The following is a 20,908-nucleotide window of genomic DNA, read 5'->3' on the forward strand; positions in this document are numbered from 1 at the left end:
TCAGATCAGTAGGCCGAGCAGCAGCACCACCACCAGGCCGCTCACCGAGAGCACCGTCTCCATGATCGACCAGGTCTTGATGGTCTGACCGACGCTGAGCCGGAAGTACTGGTTGACCAACCAGAAGCCGGCGTCGTTGACGTGTGAGAAGAACAGCGAGCCGGCGCCGACGGCCAGCACGACCAGAGACAGCTGCGGGTTGCTGAGACCGTCGACGAGTCCGAGCACCAGCGAGGACGCGGTGATGGTCGCGACCGTCGCCGACCCGGTCGCCAGCCTGATCAGCACCGCCAGCAGCCAGGCCAGCAGGATCACCGAGATGTTGACGCCCTTGGCCCAGTCCGCGAGCAGCGTGCCGATCCCGCTGTCGACGAGCACCTGCTTGAAGCCGCCACCGGCGGCGACGATCAGGATGATGCCTGCGACGGGAGGCAGACCCGACTCAATGCAGGTGGTCAACTGACTGCGCGTCATCCCGGCCCCGACGCCGAGGGTGAAGATGCCGACGATCACGGCGAGCAGCAGGGCCACCAGCGGCGTGCCAAGGACGTCGAAAATGATTCGGAACCATTGGTTTTCGTTGTCGATGAAGATATCCACCAGCGCCTTGCCCAGCATCAGGCCGACGGGTAGCAGGACACTGAACAATGTCATGGCGAACGACGGGCGGCGGAGCTGCCGGGCTTCGTCGGCAGCGATGGCAGCGCCGGGACCCTCGCGGCGCGTGGCGAATTCGTCGGGCGCGAAGGTGTCGGGCGCGTCGACGACGACCCAGCGTCCGGCGAGCTTCCCGAACAGCGGCCCGGCCACGATGATCGTCGGGATCGCCACCGCGACTCCCAGTGCGAGCGTGAGCCCGAGGTCGGCACCGAGCAGGTTGATCGCGGTCAGTGGGCCGGGGTGCGGCGGCACGAACCCGTGCATTGCGGAAAGGCCTGCCAGAGCGGGGATTCCCACGGTGACCACGGACAGCTGGGAACGCCGCGAGACGAGGTAGATCACCGGCATCAGCAGCACCAGGCCGATCTCGAAGAACATCGGCAACCCGATGATGGCACCGACCAGCGCCATGGCCCAGGGCAGTGCGCGTGGCGAGGCATGACCGACGATGGTGTCGACGATCTGGTCGGCGCCGCCCGAATCCGCCAGGAGTTTGGCGAACATAGCGCCGAGTGCGATCAGAATGCCGACTCCGGCCGCGGTCGTGCCGAAGCCGTCGGCGAACGACTTCAGTACCTTCTCGAGGTTCTCCCCGGCAACGACTCCGACTGTCAGGGCGCCGAAGATCAGGGCCAAGAACGGATGCAGCTTGGCGACGGTGATGAGCACGACGATCACTGCGATGCCGGCGAGGAAGGCCAAGATGAGCTGCCACCCGGACGCCACCGGCTGCGGGAGTTTCGGCGCCTCGGCCAGAAGAATGCCGGACTGATTCATGCGTTCTCTCCTGTCGTGCGGGACATGTAGCTCTCGACGATCGCGTCGATGCTCTGGTCGACGTCGACGGCCATCCCGTGCTCGTCGTCGTCGAGGGGTTCGAGGGTGGCGAATTGGGATGCCAACAGCGAGGCGGGCATGAAGTGGCCGGGCCTGCTGGCCTGGCGGCGGGCGATGACGTCGGGCGACCCGCTCAGGTGCAGAAATCTGACATCGGCGCAGTGCTGGCGCAACTGGTCGCGGTAGCTGCGTTTGAGCGCCGAGCAGCTCATCACCCCGCCGTCTCGGTGATCGGCCAACCACCGGCCGATGGCTTCCAGCCACGGGTAGCGGTCCTCGTCGTTGAGGGCGTGACCGGCCGTCATCTTGGCGATGTTGGCTGGTGGATGGAAGTCGTCGGCATCGGCGAAAGGCACACGTAGCCGCTGGGCCAGGGCGGCGCCGACGGTGGACTTCCCCGAACCGGACACCCCCATGACCACGATCGGTGAGGTCATGCCTGCGTCTACCCTGCTGTGCGGCATGTCACACAGCATCTCATCAATAGTCATACTTAATCAAGCCAAAATCGTTATGCATCTGTTTTTACTGAGGTAAGCACCTCGTATGACAACATGTATGGGTGACTTCGGAGCCAATAGTCGGTGAGCTGCACGGCAGTGTCCTGACCGCGTTGGGCCGGGACATCGTCTCCGGGCACTACCAGCCGGGCCAGGTGCTCAACCTCGAGGGCGTCAGCGCCACCCACGGCGTCTCCCGGTCGGTCGCCCGCGAAGCCGTCCGGGTCCTCGAGTCGATGGGAATGGTCGCACCCCGCCGGCGGGTCGGTATCACCATTCAGCCCTCGAGCAAGTGGAACGTCTTCGACCCCAGAGTCATCCGCTGGCGGCTCGACGTGGGAGATCGTGCGGCCCAACTGCTTTCGCTGTCCGAACTGCGGCGCGGGTTCGAACCGGCCGCCGCAGCACTGGCCGCGCGCCGAGCCGACCCGCATCAGTGCCGGATCATGGCGGCCGCGGTATCCGACATGGTGGTCCACGGCCGCTCGGGCGACCTGGACGCATACCTGTTGGCCGACAAGGTTTTTCACCGAGCCCTGCTGGAAGCCAGCGGCAACGAGATGTTCCGCGCGCTCTACGATGTGGTGGCCGAGGTGCTGGCCGGGCGAACCCATCACGGGATGATGCCGCCGACCCCCAACCCCGCGGCCATCGAGTTACACGATCAGGTGGCCCGCGCAGTGCGGCTGCGCGACGAGGACGCCGCCGAACGGGCGATGCGCGCCATTATCGACGAGTCGGCGGCTGCAGTCGCAGCCGATGCCGATGCCGCGCAGCCGGCCCGCTAGCCGGACGCCCGCTCAGGCCTTGGGCGCGAAGCTGTAGTTGACAGTGTCGCCCTCCACCGTCGACACGGTCAGGGTGAAGTCCTGGTGGTCCGCACCGGCGACGACCGCGCAATCAACCGTGGTACCCGGCTTGCCTTCGAGGTTGTCACTGCAGTCCGCCGAATCCGGGCGCTGACCCAGCTGCGCCGCGAGCTGATCCAGCAGTGAGCTCTCCACCTGCGCCTTGGGCAACACCGGGATGACCGTGAAGTTCATCATCAGGCCGTCGACCTTGGTGACGTCGACGGTGCGCCTCAGGGTGACCCCGCCCGCGGTGACATCGCAGTGCGCCTCGGCGCCCGTCTTGCCCTCCAGGCCCGACTCGCAACTAACCGAGTCGACCTTCACGCCCGAAGAGTCCGACACCAGGGTCGAGACCGCCTTCTGCAGCTGCTCCTTGTTCACCGCAGGCGCCATGTCGTAGCTGACAGTCGTGCCTTCGACCTTGGTGACAGTCACGATCGGTTCGAAACTGTTGGTGGCGCTGAGCACCACCTCGCAGCGGGTGGTCTTGCCGACCTCCCCCTCCAGGTTGTCGTTGCAGGTCACCGACTCCGGCTTCTGGCCGGCCTTCGCGAGTCGATCGCTGATGTCCTTCTGCAGATCGGCCTTGTCCACCACGGGCTTTCCGGTCGAGGCGCTGAACGAGCACCCCGACAGCGCCGCTCCACTGAGCACCAGCGCCGCCAAAATCGCACCTGTCCGTCGCATCGTGGCCTCCCAGCGTTTGCCGATGTACGCCCACCGCGCGCATCCGCCAGCAAGATACCAAGCGCACGGCCCGCACAGGGCTTAACCACCCGAAGGTCCGCGACCGGCTCGCGCCCCGCGGGTGGTTAACTGCTGAAGGTGAGCAGATCCCCACAGCTGGCCAGGCGCTTCTTCGACCGCTTCGAACCCGTCCACGCGGTCACCTACTTCGCTCCCGAAGCCCAAAACCGACTTGGCGAAATGGGATTCACCGGATTCTGGCGCGGTTACTTCGCCGCGCGATCCGCACCGCTGGGACCCGTGGCCCCCGAGGTGATCACGGCCATCTTCTACAACTTCTCCGCCGACCGGGTCCGGCGGATGGTGCCCGCGGTGTGGGACGTCGCCGGACCGCCCGAGGTCTTGCGAGTGCGTCAGGACACCGCGGTCGCCGCGCTGCGCCGATACGGCCTCACCGATGAGACAGCAGGACTCGCCGAGACAGCCGAGCTGGCAGCCGCAGCTGCTCGTGGGGCGCCACTGGACGGTCGGCCACTGTTCGCGGCGAATCTGGCGCTGCCGTTGCCGCAGACCCCGCTGGCAACGTTGTGGCACGCCGCCACGCTGTTACGCGAGCACCGCGGCGACGGCCACATCGCCGCCCTGGTGACCGAGGGGGTCAGCGGACGGGAGGCCAATGTGCTCCACGCCGCGGCCGGCGCGGTACCGCCGGACTTCCTCAAACGCAGCCGTGACTACACCGACGAGGAGTGGCAGTCCTGCGTGGATAGCTTATCGGCACGCGGGTTGCTCACTGGCACAGGACAACTCACCGAAGCGGGCCATGCGCTCAAACAGCGGGTCGAAGACCGCACCAACACCCTGGCGCTGAGCGCACTCTCAGCTCTCACCGACTCCGAAGTGGAGCGCTTGTTCGCCGGACTGACCCCGCTGACCAACTTGGTGATCGCCGGAGGTGACATCCCGGCCGCCACCCCGATGGGGCTGAACCGCGACGAACTCGACGACAGCTCAGCACACCTCTGACTCAGAGGTTGCGGTTCCACTCCGCCCAGCCGACGCCGCGGCGGCCATCGCTGGTTTCGACGTCCACCCAGGCCCGCGGGAACTGGCTGACCCGGCCGTCGGGACCGACCAGTCGAACCGGCGCGTGGCCCAACACCCGGATTGTCGTGTCGACCGGGCCCGGCTCGTAGACGATCCTGGTCTGCGCCGGAAGGTCGTTGTCCTCGAACGTCGCTTCGGCGGTCACCGAGGTTGTCTCGACGACCGGCTCCCCCGGCCGCTGGATGTAACCGACGCTGACCGGATCAAGGCCGGGTATCCGCAGATCGACACCGTGCAGGTGCGTCCCGTCGTCGAGGTGAAGCGCACTCCAGACCCAGTCCATGCTCCACCAATCGCGTACACCGTAGGAGTGGTCACGCTGACCCGGCACCGCCTCGATGTGATAGGTACGCCCGTCGATCGTGACGGTTCCCGTTATGGTGCAGGGGATTTCATAGCGGCTAGTGATCCGGTACGCGTACGGGGTACCCGTCGAAGTCCATGTCAGATCCATCGCGAGTTCGGCGGGCCGGCCAGGCTCGCCCCGCAGGATCGCAGACGGATCGTCGTATGCCTGTGCCGCGCCGTGCACCTCGACTCGGTAGGACTGCAGCGGAACCGTCGCCCCGTGCCGCAGTTCCACGCCATCGCCGACGACGGTTGCCGGATCCGCGGGCACCGGCGCCTCGAAATCGAGAAGTGCGACGGTCGGCATGCCGGGCCCGCACACCAGCGCGTTGATCCAGGCCACCTTCTGGTTGGGCACCAGCCCCAGCCGGATCCAGCCGCCGATCCCCTGTTCGCGGTCGGCGAAGTCCCAATACCAGCTCTCGTTCCACAGCGGCTCGTCGCCCGGTTCGTGGCTGCCCTCGTCGACCGCGTCGGGCACCGGCGCCGGCTCTGGGCCGGCGGGCAGAATATCGAGGGCGCCGGTGTCCAGCACGTGCTGGCTGTGCCGCTCCAGCATGGTCAGGAACATCTCGTCGCCGCGTTCGGTGCGCTCGACGAGCATCGAGGACACCACGGCCATCATGACTCCCGCGAAGCTCTGGTGGCGTACCCCGTCGCGGACCTGATCGAGGGTCACACCGGTCTCCGGGCCGAGGCCGGAGTGATAGGCCCGCAGTAGGTCGTCGTAATGTGCTCGGCGCTCGTCGACCGTGAGCGCACACCCGATGAAGTACGCGGCATCGGTCATGGCCGGCCCCCAGCCGACGGTCTGCCAGTCCACGACCGTCAGGTCGCGACGTGACCCGGGGCGGCCGAACAGCATGTTGTCCAGCCGATAGTCGCCGTGCACCAGGCCCTTGATGCGCCCGGGCGCGGCCTCGCCGGCGAGGTAGGCGTCAAAGGTGTCGACCAGGCGCTGGCAGACCAGGCGCTGCTCGTCGGTGATGGCATCGCCGTAGCGGTCGACGAATCCGGCGTACAACTGGGTGATGAGCGCCTGGTTCAGCGGGGCCTCACGGTTGAGCCAGTCTGCGTGGGCGAACGTCTCGCTACCAATCACCGGGGCATGCAGCCGGCCGAGTTCGGTCAGTGCGAGGATTGCGTCCTGCTTTGTGGCGCCGCGGATTTCGTCACCGACGACCGCAGGTGCCGCGTCGTCGATCAGCAGGGTGAAGATGCCGCTCTGCGGGTCGTAGTAGGTGTGGAAACACTCCGCGATCGGCCCGCCGAGCCGCGGTGCCACTTCGGTGTAGAACCTGACCTCACGCTCGTAGAGCCCCAGCGCGAGTCCGGTCTGGCGGCTCACCGGATCGGTGGCGGCAACCTTGAGGATGACGCTCGACGGACCGTGCTGGCCGTCGGCATAGGTCAGGCCGATGCGGTAGCACTCGCTCATCTGGCCGGTGCCGATGCGATCGACGGTGAAGTCGGTGACCGTTCCCGCTGCGACGGCGGCGGTCAGCCAGTCGGCAGTGAGGTCAGCGGGGCGTTCGACGACGATGTCATTGGTCTGCACCCGACCAACCTAGGACACCGGGGGCGCCCGGCGATAGCTTTTCGAGCGACTTTTTGACGCGTGTCAAACGCTAGCGGCCGGCCAGCGAGAAACCTGCCCAGGCCTCGCGACGATGGGCGTGCGGGTCGTATTCGAGATGGGTGTGGCGGTCGAAGACGAGCACCGGCCGCTCCGGATGGGAGTAGCTCGGCCAGCCGTCACCGGGCACGCCCGAAAGGCTGAAACTGCGCCACCGGCTCTGCACCTCGCGGCTCACCTTGAGCGCTGATGGCCGGTCGATGCCCACCGTCAGCGCCCCGCCAAATCGGGTTCGGTAGATGTCGAACACAGCAAGGAGTTCCATCGCGTGCGTGGCGCCCAGCCCAGACCAGTGCAGTGTGCGCGGCGCGTAGTCGTAGCGATAGACGTAGGTCGGGGCGTGCGCACCATGCGCCTCGGCAATCTGCCAGGCGGCGGTGCCGAACGCGAAGTCGCCGCCGAGCTGGACGCACGCCTCCGGACGCGGATAGCCCGGATAGGCCGCCGTGATGCGGTCCCGGGTCTCAGGTTCGGCGAAGGCCAGCAGCTTCTCGATGGCGTGCTCGGTGGTGGGCAACAGCTTCATGAATCGGGTGAACAGCTTGCCTTCGTCGGCGTTGGTTCCCACGATGAGCGGAACCTGATGCGCAACACCGGTTCTCATCGCCTCGATCGGGTCGAGCGGCAGAATGTCGTCGCCGTGGGTGGGGCCGACGGCGAACGCGCCGTCCATCTCGTGCAGGCTGCGCTCGAGCAGCACATCGAGGGTGCGCACCAGATCCGCGGGCCGGGCCCGCATCAAAGCCGCAGCGGCATCCGGTCCTTCGGCACCGAGGGCACCGGCGAACTTGGCGGCGATGGCTGCGGCGGTGTCCCCCGTGCTGACCAGACCCGAGGCCGGGCTTTCCGAAATCGCCTGCCGGAAAAGGCCTTCGGCCTCAGGGACCGCGATCAGCGTCGCGACCGCATGTGCGCCCGCGCTCTCACCGAAGATGGTGACGTTGTCGGGGTCACCGCCGAAGCCGGCAATGTTGTCGCGCACCCAGCGCAGCGCCAGGACCAGATCGCGCAGATACAGATTGCTGTCGATCGGAATGTCGGGGGTGGACAACGAGGACAGGTCGACGCAGCCCAGCGCCCCGAGTCGGTAGTTCACCGACACATAGACGCAGCCGCGACGGGCGAGCGCAGCACCGTCGTACAGCGGGGTGGCCGAACTGCCCATGATGTAGCCGCCGCCGTGGATGAAGAACATCACCGGCAGCGGCTCACCCTCGGGGGCCGGCCCGGACCACTGCGGGGTGACCACGTTCAGCGTCAGGCAGTCCTCGCTCATCGGCTGGTACTTGCCGACCCCGAGCAGGGTGTAACGCCGCTGCTGCGGCGCGCAATTGGCGTAGCTGTGGCAGTACCGGACACCGCGCCACGGCTGTGGCGGCTGCGGCGCACGAAAGCGCAGTGCACCCACCGGCGGCCGAGCGTAAGGGATTGACCGCCAGCGGTTGACCCCGTCGCGGGTGAATCCTTCGACGACGCCGGCAGTGGTCGTCGACCGGACGGTGTGTTCGTGCATTACTCGACGGTATCGAACAACTGGCCCCCCGACGCGCCTGACGTCCCGGTCGGGCCCCGGCAGCTAGCCTGGCTGGATGCGAATCGCCGTGCTGCTCGCCGCGTCGCTGCTGGTCGCCGGATGTTCCGGGTCGACCGGCGGCCAGGCGCGCCCGACGGCCCTCACGCCGATTACTCCGTCCCCCAAGACGGCATCGACGTCACCCACGACGACCACGTCGTCGGCGGCGCCGCCGCCCGGGGTTCCGATCGCCGGGGTGATCACGTGGATCGAAGGCGGTGCGCCGGTCGACTCGGCCCAGTACCGCATCGCGCTTCGCGGAGGGGTCAGCACCGATCTGGGCGACGACGTGGCGTTCACGACGCCGGCGGGCACAACGTGTATGACCGACGGCCGCCACGGCGCTCCGGGGCTGGCCTGTCTGGTGAACCTGACCGATCCGCCGCCGCAACCTCCGGATGTGTACGGCCAGTGGAAGGGTGGCTGGGTCGACTTCGACGGCGCGACCGTGTTGGTCGGCTCGGCGCACGGCGACCCGGGACGGTTCGGTAGTGGGCAGGGGCCCTCATTGCCGGTCGACATGTCGCTGTCGTTCGGCGACTTCCGTTGCCGCACCGACTCGACGGCCCTGTACTGCGTGAACTACGCGCACCAGTCGGCGATTCGGATGGCAGACAGCGGAGTGGACTCCTACGCCTGCGCCCAACAGATCACACCGCCACCCGGGATCGGCCTCAAGTACGTCTGCTAGTCCCGACGAATCTCGACGCCCCAGAGGATACGGCGGACCGTGCCCGTGAAGCCGCGACGCTGCGCGGCGGGCGTGGGTGCCGGCTCGGGTTCAGCAACAGGCTCGGGCTCAGCTTCCGGCTCGGCCGCGGGCTCGGGCTCAGGCTCAGGCTCAGCTTCCGGCTCGGCCGCGGGCTCGGCCTCAGCCGCCGGCTCAGGCGCAGCTTCCGGCTCGGGCTCAGCTTCGACCGCGGGCTCGGGCTCAGCTTCCGGCTCGGCCGCAGGCTCGGGCTCGGGCTCAGCTTCGGCCACGGGCTCAGGCTCAGCTTCCGGCTCGGCCGCAGGCTCGGGCTCGGGCTCAGCTTCGGCCACGGGCTCAGGCTCGGGCTCGGGCTCGGGCTCGGGCTCAGCTTCAGCCGCCGGCTCAGGCGCAGCTTCCGGCTCAGGCTCAGCTTCGACCGCGGGCTCAGGCGCAGCTTCCGGCTCAGCTTCAGCCGCGGGCTCAGCTTCAGCCGCGGGCTCCGGCTCAACTCCAGCCGCGGTCTCGGCCTCGGGCTCAGAAGCTGTCTCTGCCTCAGCCTCGGCTTCAGGTTCCGGCTCGGCAGCAGGCTCGGCAGCAGGCTCCGGCTCAGCTTCAGACTCAACCACAGCCTCGGCGTCCTCGACATCGCCGACGGCCTTGGCGTCCTCAGCCTCGTGCTCACCCGCAATGGTTGCGGCAGCGACGATGCCACTGCCCTTGGCCGCTGCCACCAACTCTTCGGCAAGCTCCTCGACAGGGCTCGTCTCGGTATCGGTGCGCGTACCGCCGAGCGTGGACGGATCCTCGCGCCCCTTGGGCGCCAGCATGATGTAGACCACCGCGCCGATGAACACGAACACCGAGGTGAACGAATTCACCCGGATACCGGCGATATGCGTCGCGGTGTCGTCGCGCAGCAGCTCGACCCAGAACCGGCCGACGCAATAGCCGGCGACATACAGTGCGAACAGCCGGCCATGACCCAACTTGAACCGTCGGTCGGCCCACAGCAGGAGCACGAAAACCAAGAGGTTCCAGAGCAATTCGTAGAGGAACGTGGGCTGCACGACAGCCGCAACCTGGCCGGTGGACACACCGTCGAGGGAGTGCACGTCGACCATCCCCGACGAATCACGCCGGTAGAAGATCTCCATGCCCCACGGCAATGTAGTCTCGCGGCCGTACAACTCCTGGTTGAAGTAATTGCCCAGCCTGCCGATGGCCTGCGCCAAGATGATGCCCGGCGCCACCGCATCACCGAACGCCGGCAGCGGAATCCCCCTGCGCCGGCAGGCAATCCACGCCCCGACACCACCGAGGGCAACCGCACCCCAGATCCCCAGACCGCCGTCCCAGATCCGCAGAGCCGCGCCGATTCCGGCACCGCCCTCACCGAAATAGGTCCGCCAGTCGGTCATCAGGTGATACAGCCGGCCACCGATCAAGCCGAACGGCACCGCCCACAAGGCGATGTCGTAGATCACGCCGCGTTCTCCGCCGCGCGCCTCCCACCGGCGATCCCCGAGGATCAGCGCGGCGATGATCCCGGCGATGATGCACAGCGCGTACGCGCGGATCGGTACCGGACCCAGATGCCAGACACCTTGTGACGGACTCGGGAAATACGCCAGCACAGTCGTCGTCACGAAGCAGGCACCTTCTGTCGCACTCCAACAGCCAATTCTTCGGTCAGCGCCCGCACAGCCGGTACCCCATCGGTGAGTGCAGACACCAACGCGGATCCGACGATCACCCCGTCGGCGAACGACGCGATCTCGGCGGCCTGCTCGCGTGAGCGCACCCCGAGACCGACCCCGACGGGAATGTCGGAGACCTCCTTGACCCGATGCACCAGCGCCGGTGCGGCGTGCGACACGACGTCGCGGGCACCGGTGACACCCATCGTGGACGCGGCATAGACGAAACCGCGGCACGCCTGCACGGTCTTGGCGAGTCGCTCCGGCGTCGAGGACGGCGCGACCAGGAAGATTCGGTCCAGATTGTGGGCGTCGGAGGCGGCGAACCACTTGTCGGCCTCGTCGGGAATCAGGTCGGGCGTGATCATGCCCAAGCCTCCGGCGGCGGCCAGATCGCGAGCCCACGCGTCAACCCCGTAGTGCAACACCAGGTTCCAGTAGGTCATGACAACCGGGTTGCCTCCCGCGGCGCTGATGGCCTCGACGGCCCGCAGCGAGTCGGTCACCCGGACTCCGCCTTGCAGCGCGGCTTCGGTCGCGGTCGCGATCACTGGCCCGTCCATCCCGGGATCGGAGTAGGGCACACCGACTTCGATGATGTCGCAACCAGATTCGGTCATCGCGACCATGGCCTCGATCGACGTCTCGACATCCGGGTAGCCGGTGGGCAGGTACCCGATGAGGGCGGCGCGGCCCTCGGCCCGACACGCGTCGAACACCGTGGCCAGCCGGCCCGGCTGGCTGTGCTGCACGGTCACAGGTCCCCCTTGGCTGGGCTGTCCATCAGCCCGAACCACTTGGCCGCGGTCTCGACGTCCTTGTCGCCACGGCCCGAGAGGTTGACCACCACGATCGAACCAGTGCCCAACTCGGCCGCCAGTTTCACCGTGCCCGCCACCGCGTGTGCCGACTCGATGGCCGGGATGATGCCCTCCATCCGGCACAGCAGCCCGAACGCGTCCATCGCCTCGACGTCGGTGATCGGCTGGTACTCCGCGCGGCCGATGTCCTTGAGGAACGCATGCTCGGGGCCCACCCCGGGATAGTCCAAACCGGCTGAGATGGAATGGGATTCGATGGTCTGGCCGTCACGGTTCTGCAGCAGGTACGAGTACGAGCCCTGGAAGGCGCCCTTTGTCCCACCCGTGAACGTGGCGGCGTGGCGTCCTGTTTCGACACCGTCACCGGCGGCCTCGTAGCCGACGAGACGCACCCCGGGGTCGTCGATGAATGCATGGAAGATGCCGATGGCGTTGGAGCCGCCGCCCACACAGGCGGTCACCGCATCCGGCAACCGGCCGGCCTGGGCGAGGATCTGGGTACGGGCTTCCATCCCGATCACGCGCTGGAAGTCACGCACCATCAACGGGAACGGGTGCGGGCCTGCCGCGGTACCGAAGCAGTAATACGTCGCATCGGCATTGGTGACCCAGTCGCGGAAGGCCTCGTTGATCGCGTCCTTCAACGTCTTCGATCCCGACTCCACCGAGACCACCTGGGCACCCAGCAGCCGCATCCGGGCCACGTTGAGTGCCTGGCGGGCGGTGTCCACGGCACCCATGTAGATCACGCACTCCAGGCCGAGCAGCGCGCACGCCGTCGCGGTGGCCACACCGTGCTGGCCCGCGCCGGTCTCGGCGATCACCCGGGTCTTGCCCATCTGCTTGGCCAGCAGCGCCTGCCCGAGGACGTTGTTGATCTTGTGCGAACCGGTGTGGTTGAGGTCTTCGCGCTTGAGGAAGATCCGCGCTCCCCCCACGTGCTCGCTGAGCCGGACCGCCTCGTACAGCGGGGACGGCCGGCCGGCGTAATGGGTCTGCAGGTTGTCGAGCCGATCGAGGAATTCCTGATCGGTGCGGGCCTTTTCGTAGGCGGCGGTCACCTCTTCGATGACCGCCATCAGCGCCTCGGGCACATAGCGGCCACCGAATTCGCCGAAATGTCCGCGGGCGTCCGGATCATGTGTGGTCGGCTCGGCAACGGCCGCACTGGTGCGCGGCACGTTCGGCGTCGAGATGTCAGCCACGACTCAGCGGGCGGGTTTCGGGCACGACGGATGGGCTCCGGCGGTCACCAGGTCAGCCACCGCGCTGCGGGGATCCCCACTGGTGACCAGGCCCTCGCCAACCAGCACCGCGTCGGCGCCCGCACCGGCGTAGGCCAGCAGGTCGGCGGTGCCACGCACACCAGACTCGGCCACCCGGATGATGTCCGATGGCAGGCCCGGCGCGATGCGCGCGAAGCAATCCCGGTCCACTTCCAACGTCTTGAGGTCGCGCGCGTTGACACCGATGACCTTGGCCCCGGCCTGCAGCGCCCGGTCGGCCTCCTCCTCGGTGTGGACCTCAACCAGAGCCGTCATCCCCAACGATTCGGTGCGCTCAAGCATCGACTCCAGGGCCGGCTGCTCGAGTGCGGCAACGATGAGCAACAGCATGTCGGCGCCGTGCGCCCTGGCCTCGTGGATCTGGTACGGCCGGACGACGAAGTCCTTGCGCAGCACCGGAATTCTGACGGCAGCGCGCACTGCGTCAAGGTCGGCGAGCGAGCCGTGGAAACGGCGCTCCTCGGTGAGCACGCTGATCACCCGGGCACCGCCGCTCTGATAGGCGCGGGCCAGCTCGGCGGGGTCGGCGATGTTGGCCAGCTGGCCACGTGACGGGCTGGCGCGCTTGACTTCGGCGATGACCGCGATACCCGGAGCGCGCAGCGCGGCAAGCACGTCAAGCGGGGCGGGTGCGGACTCGGCGGCTGCCTTGACCTCGTCGAGGCTCACGATCGCCTCGCGGGCGGCAACGTCAGCGCGGACTCCCTCGATGATGGAGTCGAGCACGGTTGCCGAACTCATGCCAGTCGGGTCCCTTCTTGCCGGTTCTACCGTGACATTGATGTCCGTGAAAGGGTAGCCGCTCGCTGGCTATACGCCATCACCGACCCTCGGTGTTCGACTCGGTCGGATCATGACCCTCATCGAGCGCATCCCACATGCTCCGCTCCGACAGCCCGGCCTGGGCGTCTGCGTCCCGGGTGGCTGCTCGCCGCGCCCCGGGCGCGGCGTACTTGGCCGCGGTCTGCCGGGCAGTGCCTGCCGAACGCAGCAGCAGGACGGCAGCCACCAGGGTGCACACCGCCACCGCCAACGTCAGGGCCGCACCCGGATAGTGCCGTTCGCTGGCCACCAGCGACGCCACCGCCACCTGGGCCAGTTCAGCGGCGCGGGGCCCGATGTCGGGCATCACGATCAGGCTCAGGCCCAGATAGCCCAGCGCCAGGCTCACGGCGGCCACCAGGACGGCCATCACGCGCAGTCCCCAGCCGTGCACGGCCAGGCCGGCCACCGCTGCCGCCAACAGCAGCACGGCCATCGGCAGCAGGGCGTTGGACCAGGTGGCGCCGTTGAGCGTGACCGTCTTGGGTTGCCCGAGTCCGTCGAACGAGGTGATCGTCGCCCAGGGCAGTCGGGAGGCCACCCACAGCCCGACAGCTGCGACGACCAACAGCAACTGCCCGAGACGGATCACGGCGCGCCCAGCGTCTCGGCGGCCGCGATCGCGTTGAGCACCGCCTTGGCCTTGTTTGCGGCCTCGTTGTACTCGTAGGAGCCGTTGGAGTCGGCGACCACGCCGCCGCCGGCCTGCACGTAGGCCGTGCCGTCGCGCATCAGTGCGGTCCGGATCGCGATGGCGAAATCGGCGTTGCCCGCGAAGTCGAGGTAGCCGACCACACCGCCGTAGAGCCCGCGGCGGGTCATCTCGACCTCTTCGATGAGTTCCATGGCGCGCACCTTCGGCGCGCCGGACAGGGTGCCCGCCGGGAAGCAGGCCGTCACCGCGTCCAGTGCGGAGCGGTGCTCGGCGAGCAGACCGGTGACGGTGGACACCAGATGCATGACGTGGCTATAGCGCTCGATGTGGCTGTAGTCCTCCACTCGGACGGTGCCCGGCACACACACCCGGCCGAGATCGTTGCGGCCGAGGTCGACCAGCATCAGGTGCTCGGCGCGTTCCTTCTCGTCGGTCAGCAGTTCCTTCTCGAGCAGCTGGTCTTCCTCTTCGGTCTGGCCCCGCCAGCGGGTTCCGGCGATGGGATGTGTTGTGGCCCAACCATCCTGGACCGTCACCAGCGCCTCGGGACTGGAGCCGACGATGGAAAACGCCGTTCCCCCAGCCTCATCGGGAACCTGCAGCAGATACATGTACGGGCTCGGGTTGGATACCCGCAGCATCCGGTAGACATCAATGGGATCAGCTCGGGTCGTCATCTCGAAGCGTTGCGAGGGAACCACCTGGAACGCCTCGCCGGCCTCGATTTCCCCGACCAGACGTTCCACGACGGCGCTGTACTCCTGCACAGTGCGCTGGGAGCGGTGCCGGGGTTCGGGCCGGGAGAAGGTGGCCACTGTCGACGGAAGCGGTTGCCCCAGCGCCTTGGTCATCACATCCAGCCGGGCGACGGCGTCGTCATAGGCCCAGTCGACTCGGTCGTCGGTGCCGTCCCAGTTCACCGCGTTGGCGATCAGGGTGATGGTGCCTTCGTGGTGGTCGACGGCAGCCAGGTCGGTGGCCAGCAGCAGCAGCATGTCGGGCAACCCGAGATCGTCGACGGCCAGTTCCGGCAGACGCTCGAGGCGGCGGACGAAGTCGTAGGCGAAGAAGCCGACCATGCCTCCCGACAACGGCGGCATGCCCGGCCCCGTTACTCCCCCGGTCGCTTCGCTCCTGCCCGCCGGGAGCCCAGTGGACAGCAGCTCCACCGTCTGGCGCAGCGCGTCCAGCGGGTCACCGCCGACGGGGGCACCCTGCGGCGTCGTGCCCAGCCACACCGCCTGCCCGTCGCGCACGGTCAGCGCCGACGGCGCGCCGGCCCCGATGAACGACCATCGAGACCACGACCGGCCGTTCTCGGCGGACTCAAGCAGGAAGGTTCCCGGGCGGTTGGCGGCCAGCTTTCGGTACGCCGACAGCGGCGTCTCGCTGTCGGCAAGCACCTTGCGGGTCACCGGGACCACGCGGTGTTCCGAGGCCAGCGTCCGGAACTCGTCGCGCGAGGTGGTGACGGCGAGGGTGGAGTGCACGGCTACATCTTCCCAGACTCACCGTGCCGGATTGACCGGCGTAGCCTGGTCACCCATGAAACGTGGTGACCGTGTAGCCGACTTCGAACTGCCCGACCAGACCGGCACTGTGCGCTCGCTGAGCAGCCTGCTCGCCGACGGGCCGATCGTGCTGTTCTTCTACCCCGCCGCGATGACGCCCGGCTGCACCAAGGAGGCCTGCCACTTCCGTGACCTGGCCGGCGAGTTCTCCGCCGTCGGCGCCTCCCGAGTCGGAATCAGCACCGACCCGGTGGACAAGCAGGCCAAGTTCGCCGAGTCGCAACGTTTCGACTACCCGCTGTTGTCGGACGCCGACGGCGCGGTGGCCAACGCGTTCGGAGTCAAGCGCGGGCTGCTGGGCAAGTTCCTGCCCGTCAAGCGCACGACGTTCGTCATCGACACCGATCGCACCGTGCTCGAGGTGATCTCCAGCGAGGTCAACATGGACACCCACGCCGACAAGGCGCTGGCGCTGCTGCGCGACCGAAAGACGACCTGAGTTTCAGCCCGCCAAGCGGCCCAGCCGCCGGGCCAGCGTCGCGGTAAGTGCAACGCGGTCCAGCGGCCCCAGCCGGCGCAGCGCGGCGCGGTCGGGCTTCTCCAGCGTTGCCATGCCGTGCATACCGACCCATAGCAAGAATGCGTCGGTGTGGGTGTCGAGACTGGTCGACAACCCCGCATCGGCGCATTCCCGCAGCGCCTGCTCTACCCGATGGAAGGTGTCGACGGCATTGGCCGCAAATCCGTCGGCGGCGATCATGAAGCGGTATCGGCGAGGGTGCCTCCAGCCGTAGCGCACATACGCCAGGCAACCGGCGATCAGCCGCTCATCTGGAGCCGACGCGCCGGCCATGGCTTGTTCGACCGAAGCATCCAGCTCGGCGAAACCCCCCTCTCGGACGGCATCCAGCACTGCCTCGAGGTCGCCGAAATGTGGATAAATCGACGGTGCACTAACACCCGCCCGGCGGGCGACGCCACGTAGGGTCAAGGCCCGCACGTCATCCCCTGTATCGATGAGGTCTGCTGCCGCACTGATGATTTCGGTGCGCAACTGATCGCCCTCGCCGCGCTTGTTCCGGCTGCGCACCTTCTGGGCCATATCGCTCCACTCTTCGCCGATCATGCTTGCGCCAACAGTTTAACGGCTGTTACCTTACACACGTAACCTAACAAATGTAAGTTGAGGGGAATGCGGCATGACGTCACTTGGTCGGCGGCGGACAGATTGCGCCCGGCGACAACCACTCGATGTGCGCCAAGACCGTAGCTACATCAAGCACTCGTGATCACAAGGTGATTCGAACATGTACATCGTTCTAGTACTACTGCAGACCCTGATCCTTCCGGCGGTCTCGGGTGGCCTGCAGTTGGCGCTCCACGGGGGTGACCCCTTCGCCGTCTTCATCGCATGGTGGGCCTTCTGGGGCGTAGGCACCCGCCTGCTGGTCGCGGGCTTCAGCCAACTGGCCAATCCCGGCCGCACCGCGCACGGCATCCTCGGCATCGAGGATTCCGGTGCCGACCAGATCGTGCACGAACTCGGCTACGCCAATCTGAGCATGGGGCTTGTCGCCATGGCCGCTGCCTTTCGCGCCCGGCTGGGGTCTGCTCGGCACCGCGCCGGGGGCGGTCTACCTGGGACTAGCCGGTCTACGCCACGTGGCCAAGCGCGGCAAAGGCACTGACGAACTCGTCGCCACCTGGACCGACCTGCTGGTGTGCGCCGTAGTGGCCGCCGGGGTAATCAGGTTCGTCCTGCGCTCGGCCGGTGGGTAGACTTCGGGGACAACTCCTCAGACAAGCAGAGAGGTTTGTCGTGTTCACCCCTATCACCCAAGTGCAGCGCCACCCGCTCGCCGCGCAGACGGCCCAGCTGTTGATGACGCGCATCCGGGACGGCGAATGGCCGCTGGGACATCGACTTCCGGGCGAGACCACCTTGGCCGCACAGCTGGGCGTCGGCCGCTCGACGCTGCGGGAGGCGGTCCGCGAACTGGCCGGGAGGGGCGTACTCGACAGCCGTCAGGGCGCCGGGGTGTTCGTTACAGCCACCGAAGCCGTCGAGGACTGGGACACCATACTGCGGCGCACGACCATCGCGGCCGTGATCGAGGCGCGGATCGCGATCGAAGCCGAGGCGGCGGCGCTGGCGGCGACCCGGCGCACCCCCGCAGATCTCCGGGCGATCCGCCGCGCACTGGCCGCCCGCGGCGTCCTGGGTTTGGCGGTCCCCGACCATGTCGACGCCGACGCCGCGTTTCACCGAGCGGTCGTCGCGGCCGCTCACAACGACGTACTGACGCAGTTGTTCGACGCATTCCTGCCGCGATTGCGGCTCGCGATGATCGACATGCTCAAGATCCACGCGCTGCCGTCGGAAGAAGGCGACCATGCCGCACACCGGGAACTCGCGGATGCGATAGCCGATCGCGATCCGGTCGCCGCGGCCATCGCCAGCCGATCGCACCTGACGTCGTTGAAGGAATCGTACTCATGACCCCGGTTCTGCAACTACGCGACGTGACCTTCCGCCGCAACGGCACGCAGATCATCGACGGCATCTCGCTGACCGTTCACGCGGGCGAACACTGGGCGCTGTTGGGGCCCAACGGCGCCGGCAAGAGCACGCTGCTCGGATTCTGCGCCGCGGTGACGTTCCCCACCACGGGCACGGTGACCATCCTCGGCAGTCAAATGGGACGCACGGACCTTGCCGTCTTGCGCCGGTCGATCGGACACGTCAATCCCCGCCACCGCCTGCAGTATTCGCTGACCGTGCGTGAGGTGGTCCTGACCGGCATCACGGCAACGATCGACATCCCGATGCGCTGGACGCCGAGCGCCGCCGAGAGCGAGCGGGCCGACGCGATGATCGCCGCGGTAGGGATGACCCGCAAGGCCGACGACGTGTGGCCGACGCTGTCGCAGGGCGAACGGGGCCGCGCTCTCATTGCGCGAGCCCTAATTTCAGAACCCGATCTGCTTCTACTCGACGAGCCGACGACGGGGTTGGATGTCGCGGCGCGCGAACAACTCCTCGAGACCATCGACACCCTGGACCGGACACACCCCGATGTCGCATCGATTCTGGTGACCCATCACCTCGAAGAGTTGCCGACGACCACAACGCATGCCTTGCTGATCGCCGACGGCCGCACCGTGGCCAGTGGCCCCGCACGGCAGACGATTTCGACCGACAATGTCACGACGGCGTTCGCCCACCCGATCGCGGTGGGCTATGCCGAGGGTCGCTGGACCGCACGAGCCAAGGCGACCGCGATCGACGTCTAGCCTTCCGGGCCGAGCAGCAGGTCGGCGTCGAAGCAGCTGTGATCACCGGTATGGCAGGCGCCGCCGACCTGGTCGACCTCCAGCAGCACCGCGTCACCGTCACAGTCGAGCCGTACCGAGTGCACGTGCTGGGTGTGGCCCGATGTCGCGCCCTTGACCCAGTACTCGCCGCGCGAGCGCGAGTAGTACGTCGCTTCCCGGGTTTCCAGCGTGCGGGCCAACGCTTCGTCGTCCATCCAGGCGACCATCAGGACGTCCCCGGTGCCGCGCTCCTGGGCAATGGCCGCGAACAATCCGTTGGCGTCGCGCTTGAGGCGCTTGGCGATAGCGGGATCCAGGCTCATCGGACGATCACCCCCTGGGCGGACATCGCCGCCTTCACCTCACCGATAGTCAGCTCGCGGAAGTGAAACACGCTGGCCGCCAACACCGCATCAGCACCGGCCGCCACGGCGGGAGCGAAATGCTCGACGGCCCCTGCCCCACCGCTGGCGATCACCGGCACCGTCACCGCCTTGCGGACGGCCTTGAGCATCGTCAGATCAAATCCCGCCTTGGTACCGTCGGCGTCCATCGAGTTCAGCAGGATCTCACCGACACCCAATTCGGCTCCGCGCGTTGCCCATTCGACCGCGTCGATCCCGGTACCCTTGCGCCCGCCGTGCGTGGTGACCTCCCAACCCGACGGCGTCGACGACGAACCCTCCGGCACCGTGCGAGCGTCGACCGACAGCACGATGCACTGCGACCCGAACTGACGGGACAGCTCGGCAAGCAACTCCGGGCGCGCGATCGCCGCGGTGTTCACCGACACCTTGTCCGCCCCGGCACGCAACAGCGAGTCCACGTCGGCCACCGAACGCACCCCGCCGCCGACGGTCAGCGGGATGAACACCTGCTCGGCGGTGCGGCGCACCACATCGAGCATGGTGGCCCGCCCCGACGATGACGCCGTCACATCCAGGAAGCACAGTTCGTCGGCGCCCTCGGCGTCATAGGCCGCAGCGAGCTCGACGGGATCGCCTGCATCGCGGAGGTTTTCGAAGTTCACGCCCTTGACCACCCGCCCGGCGTCGACGTCCAGGCAGGGAATCACACGTACCGCAACGTCCATTACCGGTAGTCCTCCGGGGAGCCGACTCGATCCAGAATCTCCATAATGTGTTCGTGCACCCCGGGCGCCGCCGCCAGGGCTGAGCGCGACGACACCGTCCACTGCTCACCGGACAGGTCGGTGACGATGCCCCCGGCCGCTCGCACCAGCGCCACCCCGGCCGCGTGGTCCCAGATGTGGTCACCGAAACTGATTGCCCCACCGAGAATTCCGGCACCGACGTAGGCCATGTCGATTCCCGTCGCACCGTGCATCCGCAGCTTCGAGCACACCCGGCTGAGGTTCTCGAACACGGCCAGCCGGTAGCGCCCGGGGAACCGGCCCTTCCAGTCGACGTTGAAGGTGCCGATCCCGATGACGCACTGCGCGATCTCGCTGCGGTCGATCGGTGGCTGGGCGACGCCGTTGAAGTACACCGGGCCGCCGAGCACCGCGGTATAGCGCTGTTCGGTGAAGGGCAGCCAGGTCAGCCCCGCCACCGGTTCGCCGTCGCGCAGCAGGCCGAGCAGGATCGCGGCCATCGGTGAGCCCGCCGCGTAGTTGAACGTTCCGTCGATCGGGTCAAGCACCCACACCAGGGGCGAGTCGATGTCCGCGCCGCCGAACTCCTCGCCGTGCACGCCGATGCCGGTGGCCGACTCCAGTGCCTCGACCACCTGACGCTCGATGGCCAGGTCGACCTCGGTGGCGAAGTCGTTGCCCTTCTTCTGTACGGCCGATTCAGCCCGATGGCCGACGAGGAAGGGCGTGGACGCATCGTCCAGAATCGCCGCCGCCTGCGTCACCAGAGCCTCGAGATCCACCGACCGCGCCGCCAT

General features: G+C 67.6%; 22 protein-coding genes and 1 pseudogene. 8 read left to right on the plus strand and 15 right to left on the minus strand.

Annotated elements, in window-relative coordinates; translation table 11 throughout:
- Entirely contained in the window at positions 1 to 1,437 is a 1,437-nt protein-coding gene (locus HBE64_RS12250; protein ID WP_167102182.1) for a GntP family permease, read from the minus strand.
- Positions 1,434 to 1,934, minus strand: coding sequence for a gluconokinase (locus tag HBE64_RS12255; protein ID WP_167102185.1), 501 nt, complete (start codon positions 1,932 to 1,934; stop codon positions 1,434 to 1,436). The genes HBE64_RS12250 and HBE64_RS12255 overlap by 4 nt, the downstream gene beginning before the upstream one ends.
- Before the next feature lie 125 nt (positions 1,935 to 2,059).
- Between HBE64_RS12255 and HBE64_RS12260 the strand changes: the two genes are divergently transcribed.
- Positions 2,060 to 2,785 (plus strand): FadR/GntR family transcriptional regulator, encoded by a 726-nt coding sequence (locus HBE64_RS12260; RefSeq protein WP_167102188.1) that lies wholly within the window; start codon positions 2,060 to 2,062, stop codon positions 2,783 to 2,785.
- Positions 2,786 to 2,797: 12 nt separating this feature from the next.
- Here HBE64_RS12260 and HBE64_RS12265 read toward each other — a convergent pair whose 3' ends face one another.
- Entirely contained in the window at positions 2,798 to 3,535 is a 738-nt protein-coding gene (locus HBE64_RS12265) for a DUF4333 domain-containing protein (protein ID WP_167102191.1), read from the minus strand.
- 138 nt (positions 3,536 to 3,673) lie between these two features.
- On the opposite strand from HBE64_RS12265, the gene HBE64_RS12270 reads away from it, so the two are divergent.
- A complete protein-coding gene (locus HBE64_RS12270; protein ID WP_167102194.1) occupies positions 3,674 to 4,561 on the plus strand; it encodes a hypothetical protein in 888 nt (295 codons plus the stop codon).
- A gap of 1 nt (position 4,562) precedes the next feature.
- Here HBE64_RS12270 and HBE64_RS12275 read toward each other — a convergent pair whose 3' ends face one another.
- A complete protein-coding gene (locus HBE64_RS12275; protein ID WP_167102197.1) occupies positions 4,563 to 6,548 on the minus strand; it encodes a phosphotransferase in 1,986 nt (661 codons plus the stop codon).
- Between the two features lie 70 nt (positions 6,549 to 6,618).
- A complete protein-coding gene (locus tag HBE64_RS12280) occupies positions 6,619 to 8,139 on the minus strand; it encodes a carboxylesterase/lipase family protein (RefSeq protein ID WP_167102200.1) in 1,521 nt (506 codons plus the stop codon).
- Between the two features lie 76 nt (positions 8,140 to 8,215).
- Here HBE64_RS12280 and HBE64_RS12285 point away from each other — a divergent pair, with 76 nt between their 5' ends.
- Complete coding sequence (locus HBE64_RS12285) at positions 8,216 to 8,890, plus strand: hypothetical protein (protein ID WP_167102203.1); 675 nt, start codon at positions 8,216 to 8,218, stop codon at positions 8,888 to 8,890.
- Here the strand turns inward: HBE64_RS12285 and HBE64_RS12290 are convergent.
- The 6 genes from HBE64_RS12290 to HBE64_RS12315 all read right to left on the minus strand — a co-directional run bounded on the left by HBE64_RS12290 (position 8,887) and on the right by HBE64_RS12315 (position 15,661).
- On the minus strand, positions 8,887 to 10,536 hold the full coding sequence (locus HBE64_RS12290; protein WP_167102206.1) for a prolipoprotein diacylglyceryl transferase: 1,650 nt from the start codon (positions 10,534 to 10,536) through the stop codon (positions 8,887 to 8,889). The genes HBE64_RS12285 and HBE64_RS12290 overlap by 4 nt on opposite strands.
- Positions 10,533 to 11,345 carry a tryptophan synthase subunit alpha gene (gene trpA / locus HBE64_RS12295; RefSeq protein WP_167102210.1) on the minus strand — a complete coding sequence of 271 codons (813 nt, stop codon included), beginning with the start codon at positions 11,343 to 11,345 and terminating at the stop codon, positions 10,533 to 10,535. The genes HBE64_RS12290 and trpA overlap by 4 nt, the downstream gene beginning before the upstream one ends.
- A complete protein-coding gene (gene trpB / locus HBE64_RS12300; protein ID WP_167102213.1) occupies positions 11,342 to 12,613 on the minus strand; it encodes a tryptophan synthase subunit beta in 1,272 nt (423 codons plus the stop codon). Before trpB ends, trpA begins: the two co-directional genes overlap by 4 nt.
- A gap of 3 nt (positions 12,614 to 12,616) precedes the next feature.
- Positions 12,617 to 13,435, minus strand: coding sequence for an indole-3-glycerol phosphate synthase TrpC (gene trpC / locus HBE64_RS12305; RefSeq protein WP_167102217.1), 819 nt, complete (start codon positions 13,433 to 13,435; stop codon positions 12,617 to 12,619).
- 79 nt (positions 13,436 to 13,514) lie between these two features.
- Entirely contained in the window at positions 13,515 to 14,108 is a 594-nt protein-coding gene (locus HBE64_RS12310; protein ID WP_167102220.1) for a TIGR02234 family membrane protein, read from the minus strand.
- Positions 14,105 to 15,661 (minus strand): anthranilate synthase component I, encoded by a 1,557-nt coding sequence (locus tag HBE64_RS12315; RefSeq protein ID WP_167102223.1) that lies wholly within the window; start codon positions 15,659 to 15,661, stop codon positions 14,105 to 14,107. Before HBE64_RS12315 ends, HBE64_RS12310 begins: the two co-directional genes overlap by 4 nt.
- Before the next feature lie 55 nt (positions 15,662 to 15,716).
- Between HBE64_RS12315 and HBE64_RS12320 the strand changes: the two genes are divergently transcribed.
- Positions 15,717 to 16,181, plus strand: coding sequence for a peroxiredoxin (locus tag HBE64_RS12320; protein WP_167102226.1), 465 nt, complete (start codon positions 15,717 to 15,719; stop codon positions 16,179 to 16,181).
- Between the two features lie 3 nt (positions 16,182 to 16,184).
- On the opposite strand, the gene HBE64_RS12325 is transcribed toward HBE64_RS12320, so the two are convergent.
- Entirely contained in the window at positions 16,185 to 16,808 is a 624-nt protein-coding gene (locus HBE64_RS12325) for a TetR/AcrR family transcriptional regulator (RefSeq protein WP_167102229.1), read from the minus strand.
- A 181-nt stretch (positions 16,809 to 16,989) separates the two neighbouring features.
- Between HBE64_RS12325 and HBE64_RS25000 the strand changes: the two are divergent.
- From HBE64_RS25000 to HBE64_RS12345, 4 genes and pseudogenes are all read left to right on the plus strand, one after another.
- Positions 16,990 to 17,220 (plus strand): annotated as a pseudogene (locus HBE64_RS25000) (hypothetical protein); the annotation flags it as partial.
- A gap of 31 nt (positions 17,221 to 17,251) precedes the next feature.
- A complete protein-coding gene (locus HBE64_RS12335) occupies positions 17,252 to 17,461 on the plus strand; it encodes a hypothetical protein (RefSeq protein WP_167102235.1) in 210 nt (69 codons plus the stop codon).
- Between the two features lie 103 nt (positions 17,462 to 17,564).
- Positions 17,565 to 18,182 carry a FadR/GntR family transcriptional regulator gene (locus tag HBE64_RS12340; protein ID WP_243841645.1) on the plus strand — a complete coding sequence of 206 codons (618 nt, stop codon included), beginning with the start codon at positions 17,565 to 17,567 and terminating at the stop codon, positions 18,180 to 18,182.
- On the plus strand, positions 18,179 to 18,976 hold the full coding sequence (locus HBE64_RS12345; protein WP_167102238.1) for an ABC transporter ATP-binding protein: 798 nt from the start codon (positions 18,179 to 18,181) through the stop codon (positions 18,974 to 18,976). The genes HBE64_RS12340 and HBE64_RS12345 overlap by 4 nt, the downstream gene beginning before the upstream one ends.
- Here HBE64_RS12345 and hisI read toward each other — a convergent pair.
- From hisI to HBE64_RS12360, 3 genes are read right to left on the minus strand one after another with little or no spacing between them, the layout of a single operon-like run.
- The gene (gene hisI, locus HBE64_RS12350; RefSeq protein ID WP_167102241.1) at positions 18,973 to 19,320 is read right to left on the minus strand and encodes a phosphoribosyl-AMP cyclohydrolase; all 348 of its coding nucleotides are present in this window, start codon (positions 19,318 to 19,320) and stop codon (positions 18,973 to 18,975) included. The two genes, HBE64_RS12345 and hisI, sit on opposite strands and share 4 nt — an antisense overlap.
- Complete coding sequence (hisF, locus tag HBE64_RS12355) at positions 19,317 to 20,090, minus strand: imidazole glycerol phosphate synthase subunit HisF (RefSeq protein WP_167102244.1); 774 nt, start codon at positions 20,088 to 20,090, stop codon at positions 19,317 to 19,319. Before hisF ends, hisI begins: the two co-directional genes overlap by 4 nt.
- A complete protein-coding gene (locus HBE64_RS12360) occupies positions 20,090 to 20,908 on the minus strand; it encodes an inositol monophosphatase (protein ID WP_167102247.1) in 819 nt (272 codons plus the stop codon). Before HBE64_RS12360 ends, hisF begins: the two co-directional genes overlap by 1 nt.

Origin of the sequence: Mycobacterium sp. DL592, assembly GCF_011694515.1 — a bacterium.
Classification (GTDB): Bacteria; Actinomycetota; Actinomycetes; order Mycobacteriales; family Mycobacteriaceae; genus Mycobacterium.

Bases quoted from the DNA above. Each gene is read 5' to 3' on its own strand.
- HBE64_RS12250 (WP_167102182.1), bottom strand. From the start codon at position 1,437: ATGAATCAGTCCGGCATTCTTCTGGCCGAGGCGCCGAAACTCCCGCAG.
- HBE64_RS12255 (WP_167102185.1), bottom strand. From the start codon at position 1,934: ATGACCTCACCGATCGTGGTCATGGGGGTGTCCGGTTCGGGGAAGTCC.
- HBE64_RS12265 (WP_167102191.1), bottom strand. From the start codon at position 3,535: ATGCGACGGACAGGTGCGATTTTGGCGGCGCTGGTGCTCAGTGGAGCG.
- HBE64_RS12280 (WP_167102200.1), bottom strand. From the start codon at position 8,139: ATGCACGAACACACCGTCCGGTCGACGACCACTGCCGGCGTCGTCGAA.
- HBE64_RS12285 (WP_167102203.1), top strand. From the start codon at position 8,216: ATGCGAATCGCCGTGCTGCTCGCCGCGTCGCTGCTGGTCGCCGGATGT.
- trpC (WP_167102217.1), bottom strand. From the start codon at position 13,435: ATGAGTTCGGCAACCGTGCTCGACTCCATCATCGAGGGAGTCCGCGCT.
- HBE64_RS12320 (WP_167102226.1), top strand. From the start codon at position 15,717: ATGAAACGTGGTGACCGTGTAGCCGACTTCGAACTGCCCGACCAGACC.
- HBE64_RS12325 (WP_167102229.1), bottom strand. From the start codon at position 16,808: ATGATCGGCGAAGAGTGGAGCGATATGGCCCAGAAGGTGCGCAGCCGG.
- HBE64_RS12340 (WP_243841645.1), top strand. From the start codon at position 17,565: ATGACGCGCATCCGGGACGGCGAATGGCCGCTGGGACATCGACTTCCG.
- HBE64_RS12345 (WP_167102238.1), top strand. From the start codon at position 18,179: ATGACCCCGGTTCTGCAACTACGCGACGTGACCTTCCGCCGCAACGGC.
- hisI (WP_167102241.1), bottom strand. From the start codon at position 19,320: ATGAGCCTGGATCCCGCTATCGCCAAGCGCCTCAAGCGCGACGCCAAC.
- hisF (WP_167102244.1), bottom strand. From the start codon at position 20,090: ATGGACGTTGCGGTACGTGTGATTCCCTGCCTGGACGTCGACGCCGGG.
- HBE64_RS12360 (WP_167102247.1), bottom strand. From the start codon at position 20,908: ATGGCGGCGCGGTCGGTGGATCTCGAGGCTCTGGTGACGCAGGCGGCG.